The organism is Brevundimonas sp. TWP3-1-2b1 (genome assembly GCF_049896165.1).
Lineage (GTDB): Bacteria > Pseudomonadota > Alphaproteobacteria > Caulobacterales > Caulobacteraceae > Brevundimonas > Brevundimonas subvibrioides_B.
Genome location: NZ_JAFCTT010000002.1, coordinates 224,600 through 238,751, shown reverse-complemented (window position 1 = coordinate 238,751; position 14,152 = coordinate 224,600). Strand labels below are relative to the sequence as shown.

General features: G+C 68.6%; 16 protein-coding genes. 10 read left to right on the top strand and 6 right to left on the bottom strand.

All coding sequences use genetic code 11. The features are described from left to right. Nucleotides 1-16: 16 nt before the first annotated feature. The 6 genes from ACP7AB_RS02935 to ACP7AB_RS02910 all read left to right on the top strand — a co-directional run bounded on the left by ACP7AB_RS02935 (nucleotide 17) and on the right by ACP7AB_RS02910 (nucleotide 3,947). On the top strand, nucleotides 17-358 hold the full coding sequence (locus ACP7AB_RS02935; RefSeq protein WP_425987437.1) for a BlaI/MecI/CopY family transcriptional regulator: 342 nt from the start codon (nucleotides 17-19) through the stop codon (nucleotides 356-358). Then, nucleotides 355-2,220, top strand: a complete 1,866-nt coding sequence (locus ACP7AB_RS02930; protein WP_425987436.1) for a M56 family metallopeptidase — start codon at nucleotides 355-357, stop codon at nucleotides 2,218-2,220. The genes ACP7AB_RS02935 and ACP7AB_RS02930 overlap by 4 nt, the downstream gene beginning before the upstream one ends. A 36-nt stretch (nucleotides 2,221-2,256) precedes the next feature. After that, the gene (locus ACP7AB_RS02925) at nucleotides 2,257-2,466 is read left to right on the top strand and encodes a hypothetical protein (RefSeq protein ID WP_425987435.1); all 210 of its coding nucleotides are present in this window, start codon (nucleotides 2,257-2,259) and stop codon (nucleotides 2,464-2,466) included. Further along, nucleotides 2,448-2,609: a transposase gene (locus ACP7AB_RS02920; RefSeq protein ID WP_425987433.1), complete on the top strand. Its 162-nt coding sequence runs from the start codon at nucleotides 2,448-2,450 to the stop codon at nucleotides 2,607-2,609. Before ACP7AB_RS02925 ends, ACP7AB_RS02920 begins: the two co-directional genes overlap by 19 nt. Before the next feature lie 276 nt (nucleotides 2,610-2,885). Then, nucleotides 2,886-3,179: a hypothetical protein gene (locus ACP7AB_RS02915; RefSeq protein ID WP_425987432.1), complete on the top strand. Its 294-nt coding sequence runs from the start codon at nucleotides 2,886-2,888 to the stop codon at nucleotides 3,177-3,179. A 132-nt stretch (nucleotides 3,180-3,311) separates the two neighbouring features. Beyond that, nucleotides 3,312-3,947 (top strand): hypothetical protein, encoded by a 636-nt coding sequence (locus tag ACP7AB_RS02910; RefSeq protein ID WP_425987431.1) that lies wholly within the window; start codon nucleotides 3,312-3,314, stop codon nucleotides 3,945-3,947. Nucleotides 3,948-4,282: 335 nt separating this feature from the next. On the opposite strand, the gene ACP7AB_RS02905 is transcribed toward ACP7AB_RS02910, so the two are convergent. The 3 genes from ACP7AB_RS02905 to ACP7AB_RS02895 are packed head-to-tail and all read right to left on the bottom strand — an operon-like array spanning nucleotide 4,283 to nucleotide 6,253. Then, nucleotides 4,283-5,038, bottom strand: a complete 756-nt coding sequence (locus ACP7AB_RS02905; protein ID WP_303695428.1) for a pseudouridine synthase — start codon at nucleotides 5,036-5,038, stop codon at nucleotides 4,283-4,285. Between the two features lie 4 nt (nucleotides 5,039-5,042). Next, nucleotides 5,043-5,534, bottom strand: coding sequence for a GlcG/HbpS family heme-binding protein (locus ACP7AB_RS02900; RefSeq protein WP_425987430.1), 492 nt, complete (start codon nucleotides 5,532-5,534; stop codon nucleotides 5,043-5,045). Nucleotides 5,535-5,548: 14 nt separating this feature from the next. Next, nucleotides 5,549-6,253, bottom strand: coding sequence for a DUF938 domain-containing protein (locus ACP7AB_RS02895; RefSeq protein WP_425987429.1), 705 nt, complete (start codon nucleotides 6,251-6,253; stop codon nucleotides 5,549-5,551). A 145-nt stretch (nucleotides 6,254-6,398) separates the two neighbouring features. Between ACP7AB_RS02895 and ACP7AB_RS02890 the strand changes: the two genes are divergently transcribed. Continuing rightward, nucleotides 6,399-8,261, top strand: coding sequence for a phosphoenolpyruvate carboxykinase (GTP) (locus ACP7AB_RS02890; RefSeq protein WP_425987428.1), 1,863 nt, complete (start codon nucleotides 6,399-6,401; stop codon nucleotides 8,259-8,261). A 54-nt stretch (nucleotides 8,262-8,315) separates the two neighbouring features. After that, entirely contained in the window at nucleotides 8,316-9,338 is a 1,023-nt protein-coding gene (locus ACP7AB_RS02885; protein ID WP_425987427.1) for an NAD(P)/FAD-dependent oxidoreductase, read from the top strand. Here ACP7AB_RS02885 and ACP7AB_RS02880 read toward each other — a convergent pair. After that, on the bottom strand, nucleotides 9,319-10,062 hold the full coding sequence (locus ACP7AB_RS02880) for a TonB family protein (RefSeq protein ID WP_425987426.1): 744 nt from the start codon (nucleotides 10,060-10,062) through the stop codon (nucleotides 9,319-9,321). The two genes, ACP7AB_RS02885 and ACP7AB_RS02880, sit on opposite strands and share 20 nt — an antisense overlap. A 191-nt stretch (nucleotides 10,063-10,253) precedes the next feature. Between ACP7AB_RS02880 and ACP7AB_RS02875 the strand changes: the two genes are divergently transcribed. Both ACP7AB_RS02875 and ACP7AB_RS02870 read left to right on the top strand, forming a co-directional pair. Then, the gene (locus tag ACP7AB_RS02875) at nucleotides 10,254-11,045 is read left to right on the top strand and encodes a transglycosylase SLT domain-containing protein (protein WP_425987635.1); all 792 of its coding nucleotides are present in this window, start codon (nucleotides 10,254-10,256) and stop codon (nucleotides 11,043-11,045) included. 79 nt (nucleotides 11,046-11,124) lie between these two features. Next, entirely contained in the window at nucleotides 11,125-12,270 is a 1,146-nt protein-coding gene (locus ACP7AB_RS02870; RefSeq protein ID WP_425987425.1) for a DUF2336 domain-containing protein, read from the top strand. Nucleotides 12,271-12,790: 520 nt separating this feature from the next. Here ACP7AB_RS02870 and ACP7AB_RS02865 read toward each other — a convergent pair. After that, a complete protein-coding gene (locus tag ACP7AB_RS02865) occupies nucleotides 12,791-13,270 on the bottom strand; it encodes an Hpt domain-containing protein (protein ID WP_425987424.1) in 480 nt (159 codons plus the stop codon). Between the two features lie 102 nt (nucleotides 13,271-13,372). Next, nucleotides 13,373-14,152, bottom strand: coding sequence for an NAD kinase (locus ACP7AB_RS02860; RefSeq protein WP_425987423.1), 780 nt, complete (start codon nucleotides 14,150-14,152; stop codon nucleotides 13,373-13,375).

Below are 14,152 nucleotides of genomic sequence, written 5' to 3'. Positions count from 1 at the left end.
GAGGCGGGAGCGAGAGGTGTTCGAGCTCCTCTGTCGCCTTGAGGTCGCGACCGCCGCCGCCGTGCGCGCGGCCATGCCCGATACATTGAGCGACTCTGCCGTCCGCACCCTGCTGAAGCGACTGGAAGATCGCGGGCTGGTGTCTCGGGCGGCGGGCGGGGACGGGTTCGACTATCGGCCCGTTCCCCGCACCGAGACCGTCGCCGCCGGCGCCCTGAAGCGGATGGTCGACACCTTCTTCGCCGGCTCCGCCGCCAGCGCCGCCACGGCCCTGCTGGGCATGGGCGAGCCGCTGAAGCCGACCGAAATCGCGGCCCTGGAAAAACTGCTCGACGCGGCGCGGGAGCGCGAGCCATGAGCGCCGCCCTTCTGGTCGCCCTGCTGGCCAAGTCGTCGGTCGTCGCCGGCCTGGGTCTGGCCCTGTCCCATCTCGTTGCGCGCCGCGCCATCGACCGGGTCGATGTGCTTCGCGCCACGGTCTGCATCCTGCTGGCTCTGCCGGTGCTGATGACCTTCGGCCCGGCGCTGAGCCTGGCCCTGCTGCCCGCGACTGCCCAGGCCGCCACGCCGCTCGCCCTGTGGAGCGGCGACCTGCATCCGGTCGAGGGAGTGACCGTCTCCGGCTCCCTCTTGCTGCCGTCGCTGGGACAGACCCTGGCCCTGGCCTGGACCATCGGGGCCCTGATCGTCGCCGGCCGGTTCGCGGCCGGGGTCTGGACCCTCTCGCGCTGGACCGGGGCCGGCAAGCCCGTGAAGTCCGAGGTCTGGACCGAGGCCCTGCGGACGCTCGCGCCCGCCGCCCGTCCCCTGCTGAGATCCAGCGACCGGATCGCCAGTCCGCTGAGCTGGGGCCTGCCGCCCGGCGCCGTCCTGATCGACCCCGCCACCCTGTCCCGGCCCCAGACGGCCGCCGCCGTCATGGCCCATGAGATGGCCCACATCCGTCGCCGCGACTGGCTTTTCCTGGTCCTGTCGCGCCTGGCCCTGGCCCTGCTCTGGTTCAATCCCCTGATCTGGATGCTGCATCGCAGCCTGATCGAACGCTCCGAGGAGGCGGCCGACGCGGTCGCCGTCGGACAGGTGGATCGTCACGCCTATGCCCGCGCCCTGATCGGCCTCGCCGCCGCCCCGGGTCCGCAAACCCCGTCTTTGGCCGCGACCGCGATGGCGGGCGACGGCCGCTCCCTGAAACGAAGGATCGCAACCCTGATGACCGACAAGACCCCCGCCCGCCGGCCCGCCGTCATCCTGACCGCTGTCGCCGTCCTGGCCGCCGTGGCCACCCCGATCGCGGCGCTGGAACTGCACGCTCGAACGTCGCAGGGCGCCTATGCCGACGTGATGCATGCGCCGCCGATACCGCCGATACCGCCCACTCCGCCTGCGCCAGCAGGCATGACGGCTCCGAATGCTCCTGCTGCTCCGCCCCCGCCGCCCGCGCTCACATGGGTTGCACAGTCCGCACCGCCGGCTCCGCCCGCACCTCCGGCTCCCACCCGGTGGGCCGCGCCCCCGGCGCCGCCCGCGCCTCCGGCTCCGCCTGCCCGTCATGAAGGCAGGCATGTCGAAATCTTCAATAGCCGCAACATTGAGGGCCTGACCCTCCAGGAGCGAGCCCGCTACGAGGAGGCGCGTCAGGCTGCCCTCGAAGCCCGCCAGGCAGCCGTCGAGGCTCGCCTTCAGGCTGACCAGAACCGCCGACAGGCCGATGTCGCCAGACGTCAGGCCGATGTCGCCCGACGTCAGGCTGACCAGAACCGCCGACAGGCCGACGTCGCCCGACGTCAGGCCGATGTCGATCGCGCCGCCGCCCGCACCCAGGCCGAAGGCGCACGCATCGACGCCGCCCACGCTCGCGCCACGGGTGAAGACGCTCGGGCCTACGGCGCAGCCCAGGCCGCCTACGGTCGCCGCGTCGCCGAGACCGCCCAGGCCCAGGCCCGCATCGCCATGGAGGCCGGCCGCCGGGCCCAGGCCGACGCCCGGGTCAACATGCGGATGGGCGTGGTCAACATGCGTCGCGGCGCCGAACAACTCAGGCAGGAGAGCCGTCGTCTGGAGGATCCGGCCTACCGCGCCCGACAGATCCGCGAGAACGCGGCGCGCGGCAACACGGTCACCGATGCCGAGCTACAGGCTGCGGGCCGCAGAATGCCCGGTCAGGCCGCAGACATGGAACGTCGCGCCAACGAACTGGCCGCCCGCGCCGACGACGCCTGATCCGGGCACGCGAGGCGGTTCGACGCTGAGGGCGACATGCTGGGCAAGGCGGCGGTCTCTGCCATCGTCATGGCGAACGTGCATCCGGCGACCCGTCTGCACACCGACGAAAGCCGCCTCTACAAGGGTGCTGACGCCGTCTTTGCCTCGCATGAGACCGTGATCAATCGGCAGGCGAATACGCCCGTGGCGACGTCAACACCAACTCAGCCGAAGGCGTCTTCGGCGTGTTCAAGAAGGGCATGAAGGGCGTCTGTCAGCACTGCTCCAAGAAGCACCTGAACCGCTACCTCACCGAGTTTGGCTTCCGCCACAACGCCCGCGCCCTGCTGGGCTTCAACGACGGGGGACGGACGAAGCCCTCAAGGGCACGGTCGGCAAGCGCCTGACCTATCGGCGGACTGACGAAGCCTATGTTTAGGTTTCAGGCCGCTCCCCTCGCGCGTTGGAGACGAAAGAACAAACCGTGAAGACCTGTGGATGATAACGGACCGGACTCTTCCGCGACGGGCGGAATCGCGCTGGGGTAGTTCGGGGACGGAACGACTGGAATCGCCCGTCCCCGCAACACCAACTGCCGTGTGCGCGGCAGCCCGTGGTTCACGCCCGACTTTCAAAGAGTCGGGCCTATGGGTCAAGCGCCTCGGCTCCATCGGAGCCTACAAATGCGCTACTACGTTCTCAGCTACGATCTTCGCGGCCACGTTATGCCGGAGGATTACACCCGTCTGGCTCAAATCCTCCAGACCGCGCCGGATTGCTGCAAGCCGCTCCTGTCATTCTGGATCGTCGGAACGACCCTCGCACCCGCTCAGATCATAGCGAACCTTCGGGCAAGCAACGCGATCGTGGCCAGGGACGGCATCGTCGTTCTGGAAATCACGGGACGGGGTGATTTCTTCGGCATTGAAACCGCTGACGCTCAGGCGTGGCTTGCGAGCCGCATCATTAAGGCCTGACATCACTTCACCTTCGGCGCGGGCTTAGGCTCGCGCCCCTCTTGCTTCGGGGCGTGCTTCACTGGCGGCGTCGCCAGCATCCGCTTCACAACCTCGTCGCGACGTTCGGAAACGTCCTTGGGATCATCATTCATGTCGTGGCCAATTAGGGCGAAGGAACAGGAAGAAGCCGACCGGTTCTACGGTGCTCTAGGCCGCTGCATCGCTCAATGGTCGGAGTTGGAGTTTATCGCGGGCGGGCTGTTCTTTCGAGTGACGAAGCTGTCGCGCGACCAAGCCAAAGTGATCTTTCATTCCGGGCGCAACTGGCGGACCAAAACCGAGATGCTCAACGCCGCTATCTCGACCGCGAAGCTGCCCCCAGGTCTGCGAGATGCACTCACCGCTATCGTTGATCGGAGCGGCTACTACGCCAGTTTCCGGAACGCTATCGCCCACGATATGCTTCAGCTGGAGCCAGTCTGGGTGGCGAGGGGAGGCAACCGGCGGGAACTCTGTCTCAGGCCTCATGTGGCCTCGCTGGAGCCGATCTATGACGAGGGAGCACTTCGCCGACAGCAGCTTGAAAATGGGGCGAAGAACATCAGCCTGCTATCGGCGGTCATGATTCACGCGCTCAACCGGTCGCCGACGGATCAGCTAGGAGCGCCTGAACGATTGCGGCTGCTCGTCTCCTTGCTTCCGGCGGCTGCGCACCACACGCCACCAGATCCCAGCGCAGAAGAGCAGATTCTACTCGGGATAAAGCCTCTCCACTTTCCAAAGTGATCATGCCGGTGCGGCCGCCGAATCCCACTTCGGCGGTCTGCGTCCCTAGCTCTGTTTCGTGTACCGGCCTGTCAGCCACTGGATAAAACATAATCCTCGGTATGCAAAGCGCATAGGCAGGATTATTTTCCTTGCACCGCCTTGCGCTTCAACCCCGCTGACACCACGTCGCTCACAGGTCTTTGACAGGTCGAAACCCCGCGCAGCGCTGCCGGAGAACAGCTGAAAGATCCGACCGCTTCGGTCTCTTCGAACGCTTCGGACTGTGTTTTTGAGTTCGGGTCGTTCCCAGACTCTACGGACTATCCGGACTCCGTCTTCAGGAGTCTGGACGATCAGCCCACCAGCGCCACCCGCTCCTCGGCGGTCAGCATCCGCCAGGCGCCTTCAGGCAGATTGTCCAGCTGGATCGGCCCGATCCGTACACGGATCAAGTCGATGACATCGAGGTCAGCATGCTCGCACATGCGCCGGATCTGGCGGTTGCGGCCCTCGGTCAGGATGAACCGCAGGCGCTGCTGCTCCATCCGCGACACGCGCGCGTGCTTGAGCTGCCGCCCGTCCAGCATGATGCCGTGGCGCAGCAGATTGAGCTTCTTCTCGGTCACGTCGCCGGCGACGCGGACCAGGTATTCCTTGTCCAGCCGCGACTCCGGCCCGATCACCGCCTTGGCCACCACCCCGTCCGAGGACAGCATCAGCAGCCCGCGCGAGTCCTCGTCGAGCCGGCCGATGGGGGGCAGGGAGGCGTCGGCGGCCGGCGTCTCGCCGTCGCCGATCCGGTTGGCGTCGGTCAGCAACCGCACGGCCGGGATCTTGTCCGGCTCCGGCTGGCCGGAGACATAGCCCAGCGGCTTGTGCATCACGATGGTGACGCCCGCCGCCAGAGCGCTCTCGGCCCGGTCGGACAGGGTCAGGGTCTGGCCCGGCTCGATCTTGCGTCCCGCGTCGGTGACCACCTCTCCGTCGATGGAGACCAGGCCGTCGGCGATCAGGGCGTCGGCCTCGCGACGCGAACAGACGCCCGTCTGGCCCAGCCATTTGTTGATCCGGCTGGGCTCGGCGCCGTCGTAGGTGCGTGAGAAGGCCAAGGCGTCAGTCGGCCGCGAGGGCGGCGGTGGCGACGGCGGCGTCCTCGGCGGCCGAGGCCCCCGACACGCCGATGGCGCCGACGACATGGCCGTCGAGGACAATTGGAATGCCGCCGGCGATCGGCAGGGCGTCGTCATTGGCCAGGATGACCGTGCGCCCGGCCAGGGTCCGCTCCTCCATGGTCGAGGTGGCGAGGCGGTAGCGGGCGGCGGTCCAGGCCTTGCGCTGGGCGATCAGGATGGAGCCGTACTGGGTGTCGTCCATGCGGACGAAGGCGACCAGCTCCCCGTTCGGCTCCACGACGGCCACGGCCATGCGATGGCCGCCGGCGCGCGCCGCGGTGAGCGCCCGGTCGATCAGCGCCTCGGCCGCCGTCAGCGAGATCGGCGCTCCATAGGATGGCGGGCTGGCCTGTTTCGAGATGCCGGGCGTGGTCTGGGCCAGGGCGGCGGGGGCGACGACCGCGAGGGCCAGGGCCAGGAACAGGGCTTTCATGGTCGAAACTCCGGTCAGACGCGGCGGAAAAGAAGCATCAGGTTGTTGGCGGGCATCTCGACCCGACGGGTCAGATGAAGGCGGTGGACCCTGGCCAGCGCCACGACCGCGTCGAGTTCGCGCAGGCCCCAGGCCGGATCGCGCGATTTCAGGCTGTCGTCAAAGGCGGCGTTGGATGGGGCGAGCGGAACGTCGGCCTCGCGGTAGGGGCCGTAGAGCACGAGAAGGCCGCCCGGGTCGGGCAGGATGCGTCCTGCGCCGGCCATCAGCCCCTCGGTCGCCGCCCACGGGCTGATGTGGATCATGTTGGCGCAGAAGACGACCTGGGCGTCGACCTCGGGCCACGCGTCCGGTTCGGCGGCGTCCAGTTCGAGCGGAGGGTTCAGGTTCGCCAGCGCGGCCTCCGCCCTCCAGGCGGCGATGCTGGCGCGGGCCTCCGGCGACGGGTCGCTGGGCGTCCAGGTCGTCGCGGGCAGGGCGCGGGCGAAGGCGATCGCGTGCTCGCCCGAGCCGGACGCGATCTCCAGCACGCGGGCGCGGGCGGGCAGGTGGGCGCGCAGCACCGCGAGGATGGGCGCGGCGTTGCGGGCCACGGCGGGCGAGGCTAGGGCGCCTTGCGGAGCGGCGGTCTGGACGGAATCGAGCGTCTGCACAGGCTCGGGATACAGCCGCCCGGCGGGAAGCGCGACCGGATTCGGCCCATAGGCGTGCGTGGTCACGATGACGCGGGGCGAAAACTTGCAGCGGTTGACGTCGCGTCGCGCGGGGTGTCTTTGCGCCGTTACAGTCCGTGAGGCGCTGTAACACTAGGGAGAGGCCACGGCGGCGACAGACCAGCCGGGCCGACGCATCAGGAGAGTTCGCGTGGATTCCAGCATCGCCGTACCGGGCCTTCGCCCGGCGCCGACCCGTCACCAGGGCCTGCTCGCCTGGGTCGAACAGATCGCCGCCCTGACGAAGCCGGCGCGTGTCCACTGGTGCGACGGCTCGGAGGTCGAGAAGGCCGCGATCATCGCCGACCTGATCGACAAGGGCACGCTGAAGGCGCTGGATCAGACCAAACGGCCCGGCGGCTACTACGCCGCCTCGGACCCCAAGGACGTCGCCCGCGTCGAAAGCCGCACCTTCATCTGCTCCGAGCAGGAACAGGACGCCGGCCCGACCAACAACTGGGCCGATCCGGTCGAGATGCGCACCCGTCTGAACAACCTCTTCGACGGCTGCATGGCCGGCCGCACCATGTACGTCGTGCCCTTCTCGATGGGCCCGCTGGGCTCCGATCTCAGCGCCCTCGGCGTCGAGATCACCGACAGCGGCTATGTCGCCATATCGATGGGCATCATGACCCGCATGGGTCAGCCGGTGCTCGAGTTGATGGGCGAGGACGGCGTCTTCGTCCCCGCCGTCCACACCCTCGGGGCCCCGCTGGCCGAGGGTCAGGCCGACGTGCCGTGGCCCTGCAACGAGGACAAGTGGATCGTCCACTATCCCGAGACCCGCGAGATCTGGTCCTATGGCTCGGGCTATGGCGGCAACGCCCTGCTGGGCAAGAAATGCTACGCCCTGCGCATCGCCTCGGTCATGGCCCGCGACGAGGGCTGGCTGGCCGAGCATATGCTGATCCTCAAGCTGACCAGTCCCGAGGGTCAGGCCAAATACATGGCCGCCGCCTTCCCCAGCGCCTGCGGCAAGACCAACCTGGCCATGCTGCAGCCCTCGATACCGGGCTGGAAGGCAGAGACGATCGGCGACGACATCGCCTGGATGCGGTTCGGCGATGACGGACGTCTATACGCCGTGAATCCGGAGGCCGGCTTCTTCGGCGTCGCCCCGGGCACAAGCCGCAACACCAACCAGAACGCCCTGGCGACGCTCGCGACCAACACCGTCTTCACCAATACGGCCCTGACGGCCGACGGCGACGTCTGGTGGGAAGGCCTCACCAAGGTCGCGCCCGAGGGTATGACCAACTGGAAGGGTCAGCCGCACGACCCGGCCTCGGGCGAACACGCCGCCCACCCCAACGCCCGCTTCGCCGCGCCGGCCTCCCAGTGCCCGACCATCGCGCCGGAGTGGGAAGACCCCAAAGGCGTGCCGATCGACGCCATCCTGTTCGGGGGGCGTCGCGCCTCGGCCGTGCCTCTGGTGACCGAGGCCTTCGACTGGGAACACGGGGTCTTCATGGGCTCGACTGTGGCGTCTGAAGGCACGGCGGCGGCGGAGAACGCCATCGGCACCCTGCGCCGCGACCCGTTCGCCATGCTGCCCTTCTGCGGCTACAACATGGGCGACTATTTCGCCCACTGGCTGGCGCTCGGCGAAAAGGCCGATCCGGCCAAGCTGCCGGGCATCTATTTCGTCAATTGGTTCCGCAAGGACGAAGCCGGCCGTTTCGTCTGGCCGGGTTTCGGCGACAACGCCCGCGTCCTGAAGTGGATTTCCGAGCGCCTGGACGGCAAGGCCGAGGCGCTCGATACCGCCGTCGGCCGTGTGCCGACGCGGGCAGCGCTGGACCTCGAAGGCCTGTCGCTGTCGGACGCCGCCCTGGCGACCCTGCTGGACGTCGATGTGGACGTCTGGTCTGAGGAGGCCGCGCTGATCCCGGAGTTCTACGCCCTGTTCGCCGAGCGCCTGCCGGCCGCCCTGTGGCGTCAGCACGACGCCCTGGTAGACCGTCTGGACGCGGCGAAGGACGAACGCGAGGCGGCGGAACTGGCGGCGGAGTGACGACAAGCCCCTCCGAGGCTTGAAATCCCCGCCCGGTCGGTCGAAGGACCGGCCGTGGCGGACATCTCCTGTGACATTGTGGTGATCGGGGCCGGCGTGCTGGGCCTCTCGGCCGCCGTCGAGTTGACCGCGCGCGGGCATGACGTGCGTGTGGTCGATCCTGGGCGGCTGAATGCCTCGTCGGTCGCGGCGGGCATGATCGCGCCTGCGTTCGAGAGCCAGCTGGACGGTGCGGATGCCGCGCGTGCGGCCCTGTTGAGACACGCGGCCGGGCTATGGCCCGCTTTCGCCGGGCGGTCGGGGCTGGTTCTGTATCGAACTCCGGCGGAATGGCGCGGGTCGGATGCCGTCGCCGTCGCGGAGACCCTGACCGGCCTTGGCTTCTCTGTGCAGGCGGATGGCGATGTTATCCGCGCCGAAGGCGATGTGCGCATCGATGCGGAGACCGCGCTCGCGAGGCTACGATCGGGGCTGGGCGCCGCGTTCGTCTGCGCCGAAGCGCGCAGCGTCGACCGGGCCCCGGAAGGCTGGCGGGTCGAGACGACGGCTGGCCGGGTCGAAGCCCGTCAACTGATCATCGCCACGGGAGCAGCCGCCGCTCTTGCGGGTCTGCCTGAAGCGGCCACGGACATCATCAACCGGATCGAGCCGATCGCGGGCCAGATCGGTCGGACCGAAGCATCCCTGACCGACCGGGTGGTGAGAGCCGTCGGGGGCTATGTCACGCCGGCGCGCGCCGGATCCCTGATCGGTGCGACGATGGTCCACGGCAGCCGTGAGACGGCGCCCGATCCGGCGGCGTCGGCGAGGCTGGCCGAGGTGGCCGCGCGGCTGTCCGGGCTTGCAGCGCCTGAGACGATCGAGTGGCGGGGCGGCGTGCGCGGCGCGACATCTGACGGCCTGCCCCTGGCGGGGCCGCTCGGGGACGGACTGCATCTGGCCCTGGCGCCGAGGCGGAACGGCTGGCTGCTGGGGCCGCTGGTCGGACGGATCGTGGCGGACGGGATCGAAAGGCGGCCGCGCGGTTCGCACGCCGCCGCCCTCGACCCGCTGAGGTTCAGTCTTCCGGGAGGGTGAAACGGATGCCGATCGTGACCTGGGCGCCGTCGACCGCCTGGCCATCCACCGTCTGCGGGCTCATGCGGAAGTAGCGGGCCAGCTGCTGGGCCGAGCGGCCGAAACCGTAGCCGCCCGGCGTTTCGGAGACGACGGTGCAGCCGGTGACCGTACCCGCCGCCTCGACGCGACAGCTGAGAGTGGCCGAGCCGGAGACCTCGCCGTTGAGGGCGCGGTCGGGATAGGCGTGGGTGAGCTGGTCGCCGGTGGGGCGGCTGATCCACTGCGGCGAGCGGATGACCGGAGGGCCGCGTGGCGCTTCGACCTCGGACTCCCGGGCCGTTCCGGTGGCGGTGGTCGGGTCGACGAGGACGGTGGTGTTGATCACAGGGCCGGTCGCCGCCGTCGGGCTGTCGGGAATGACCGTCGTCAGGGTCTCGACGGTCGTGGGCGGGCTCTCCGGGCGGTGAACCGGCGGGTTCGGCGCGGAAGGGGTCATGGTGACGACGGGTGGCGGTGGCTCCCGGTGGAGCACGATCACGCTGCCGTCGATGACGCGCGGCTCGCTTCGATCGGGGGACGTCTTCAGTTCGAACCTCTGGTAGTAGAGCGCCGTCCCGACCCCGATATGAGCCAGGGCGACGATTCCGACGGCGAGCCAGGTCGCGGGGGGCAGGGGCTTGCGCCGCTCGCCGAAGTCGATGGGGCTGACCAGTCCGGGGCCGCCTGCAGTCTGTATCATCATGACCGTCACTCCCTCGTAGAAGCCGCTCCCCAGCAACCCATGGGAGAATGACGCGCGCGGTCCATGGCGGGATTGGGGCGTCCGAAACTACGGTTTCTGACTGAACGTCGATCAGTTATCGGTGTGACATCCGGACGGCCGCGTTAACCGACATTAACGCTCGATTAACCATGATCTCCGAGTTTCCGGGCATGACCGTCGGAGCGATTCCAGCGTCGGGAGGGGTGGAGGCCGCGATTCGGCGCGCCTCCAGCAGCACCGGCGTGGACTACGACTTCCTGATGCGGACGGCGCGGCGGGAGAGTTCGTTCAATCCGAATGCGCGGGCGCCGACGTCTTCCGCGTCCGGCCTGTTCCAGTTCATCGAACAGACCTGGCTGGCGACCGTCAAACAGCACGGCGCCAAGCACGGATACGGCCAGTACGCCGACCTGATCCATCGCGGCTCGGACGGGCGCTGGCGGGTCGAGGGATCGGCGCGGAACGTGGTGCTGGATCTTCGCTTCGACCCGCAGGCCGCCTCGACCATGGCGGGGGAGCTGACGGCGTCGAACGCCGCCTATCTGCGGGGCCGGACAGGCAGGGAACCGGGCGCCGGAGACCTCTACGCGGCCCACTTCCTGGGACCGGCGGGCGCGGCCCAGATCATGGAGGCCATGGCGACACGACCTGGCTCGAGTGCGGTCGTCATGTTCCCGCAGGCCGCGGCGGCCAACCGCTCGATCTTCTATCGCGACGGGCGGGCGGCGACGGTGGCCGAGGTGCACGCCAACCTGCAGCGAACGGCCGGGTCCGGCGGGGCGGTCGCGCCGGTCGGTCCGACGGCGCCGCTGTTGAGCGAGCAGGACACTGCCCTGGCGGCGCGTCTGGACCGGCTGAAACAGGACCAGAGCCTGCTCGCGCTGCTGCTGGGCCAGGATGGCGATGGCAAGGGGGGCGGCTTCGGCGGCGCCTTCTCCCCAGGAGCCGGATCGAGCGCGTGATCCGCCCATAGTAAACCGGGCGTTAAGCCTGCAGGCTCACCCTGATGTCGTCCGAACGCGACTCGCCTGAAGAAGCCCCATGACCGCTCACCGCGCCCGCCTCACCGAGTTCGACATCCGCCGCCTGATCAAGGCGACCGATGACGACGAACGCGCCTCGGCCGCGCACAAGCTGTGCCGCAGCATAGACCGGGCAGAGCTGACCGCCGAGGACCGGGAGGCGGCGCAGAAGATCATGCGCGTCCTGGCCAACGACGCTGCCGAACTGGTTCGCCGGGCGCTGGCGGTGACGCTGAAGAGTTCGGACCTGTTGCCGCGCGATGTGGCGCGGATTCTGGCGGCGGACGTGGATTCCATCGCCCTGCCGGTCATCGGCGCCTCGCCCGTCTTCACCGACGAGGACCTGATCGAGATCGTGCGCGCCGGTTCGGCCGTGCGTCAGATCGCGATCGCCGCCCGCCCGACCGTGTCGCGCGACGTTGCGGACGTGTTGAGCTCGGACGGCTGCGAGCAGGCGGTGCGGACCCTGGCGTCCAACGACAACGCCGACATTTCCGAAGGCGCGATGGGCAAGGTGGTCGACCGGTTCGGCCAGACACCCGAGGTCGTGGCCGCCCTGGCCTATCGCCAGGTCCTGCCGCTGGGCATCACCGAACGGCTGGTCGCCCTGGCGTCCGACGCCGTGCGCGAGCATCTGATCACCCGCCATGCCGTGGCGCCCGAGACCGCCATCCGCCTGTCGAGCTTCGCCCGTGAACGCGCGACGGTCGACCTGATCGACCAGGCGGGCGCCAGTGCGGACCTGCCGATGTTCGTGGCCCAGTTGAATGCGCGCAAGGCCCTGACGGCGTCGCTGCTGCTGCGGGCCCTGGCGCGGGGCAAGATGACCCTGTTCGAGCACGGCGTCGCCGAGCTGTCGTCGACGCCGCACCCGCGCGCCTGGCTGATGGTGCATGACGCCGGGCCGCTGGGCCTGAAGGCGATCTACGACCGTGCGGGTCTGCCGCCGCGCCTGTTCCAGGCGTTCCGGGCCGGCGTCGACACCTGGCGTCAGCTGTCGGCCGAAGGGGCGGATACCTCAGGCGAGGCCTTCCGCGAGCGGATGCTGGAGCGGTTCCTGACCCAGCGTCCGAACGCGCCGAGGGATGACCTGGCCTATCTGATGGAACGGCTGGATCAGCCGACCAGCCCCCCCGCTCGAATGACGGCGGCGAACGCGGCCTGAGGCTCTCTTGGTGCGCTACCGCTCGCGACGCGGTCGCTCACTGCCTGAGCGCCGGTTTCGTCTGTTGGTCCGGACGTAAAACACCCTGACGAAACGGACGAAACGGACGAAACGCACCGTGGTCTAAGTAAAATCAGTATGTTAGCCGAGGGGCGCTTCGTCCGACGGGGTCTTTCTGCTCACCTGGATTGTCAAAGACCGGGTGATCAGAGTGTACGCCCGATTTGAAGGGCGCCTGGTTAAACGGCTCTCAAAAGATCGGAGCGTTGAATTCGTTGGGTGAATTCGGGCGTCCGTTGATGGGTATGACCCAAAAAACCCTCTCCCGGAGGGAGAGCGCTTGAGTGGAGGGTGGCCCTCTGGGTCGAGCTGAACCACGCGTAAGGGGGCGAAGCCAGGGCCGAGATCGCGCCGCTAGTGGTGCAAACCCCGAGTAGGCGGCAATTCGATAAGCACTGGCTTCCCCCTTCAGTTAGGGGCCAGAAGATATCGGAAAGCGCCCGACATCCCGACGGAAGGGTCAGCCCGCCCGGTGCGCGGCGACCTCGGCTTCGAGGGTTTCCGACAGGACGCGGCCCGTAGGGTGGTCGTCGGTCTGGATCTGGTCGCGGACGACGGCGCGGATGGCGTCGATGTGGGCGTCGATCAGCTTCATCGGCGCCTCGAGGCGTTTGATGGGATCGTCCATCAGCTTGCACAGCGAACCGGCGAGGCGGGTGACCAGCGGATACTGGTAGGTGGCGCCGAGACCCTTGAGGTCGTGGGCGCGGAAATAAAGGCCTTCTGCGGTCTGGCTGTTGTAACCCTCCGCGCGGATCGCGGCCTGGGCTGCGTCGAGCTTGGTGATCTCGTCCTGGAGCCACTGACCGAACTGGCCGGACATCGCCTTGAGGGCCTCTTCGGCCCTGGCGATGGCGTCGGCATTGATGCCGCCGAAACCGCCGCCGACCTTGGCGCGCAGCATGTTGGGTGGACGGATGACCTGAGCCGGGTTGCTCACGATGAACTCCTGAAGACTGACGACCTCAGGATGCACGAGGGCTCTTAAGAACCCGTGACCTGCGTGCAGGGGAAAACCGCCAACACATATCCCGATCAGGCCTTACCCTGTGAACTGTTCGGCGAGGACGCGTTCCTCGAACGAGCGGCCGGCGTCGAACAGCATGGTCAGGCTGACGTCGCGGCGCTCCCTGACCGCCACCTTCACGACCCGACGGATCTCCAGGCTGTCGGCCACGGCGCTGACCGGGCGCTTGTCGGCCTCCAGCACCTCGAACTCGACACTGGCGCGGTGAGACAGGAGGGCGCCGCGCCAGCGACGCGGCCGGAAGGCGCTGATCGGCGTCAGGGCCAGCATCCGCGCGTCCAGAGGAATGATCGGGCCGTGCGCCGACAGATTGTAGGCGGTGGAGCCGGCGGGCGTGGCGACCATGCAGCCGTCGCAGGCCAGTTCTTCCAGCCGGACCTTGCCGTCGACGCTGATCCTGAGCTTGGCCGACTGGCGCGTCTGGCGCAGCAGGGAGACCTCGTTGATGGCCAGGCCGGTATGCACCGCGCCGCTCTCGGTCCAGGCGTCCATCTGCAGCGGGTGGATGACGGCGCGGCCGGCGGCGGCGATCCGCTCGGGCAGGGCCTCCTCGTCGTAGTCGTTCATCAGAAAGCCGACAGAGCCGCGGTTCATGCCGTAGACCGGAATCTTGCGCATCAGGTTGGCGTGCAGGGTCTCCAGCATGAAGCCGTCGCCGCCCAGGGCCACGATGACATCGGCCTGTGCCTCCGGCGCCGATCCGTAGCGTTCGGTCAGGCGATCGCGGGCCTGGACAGCCTCGGGGCGGTCGCTGGCGCAAAAGGCGATTCGAAGGGAGGAGGGGTCGACGCTCAC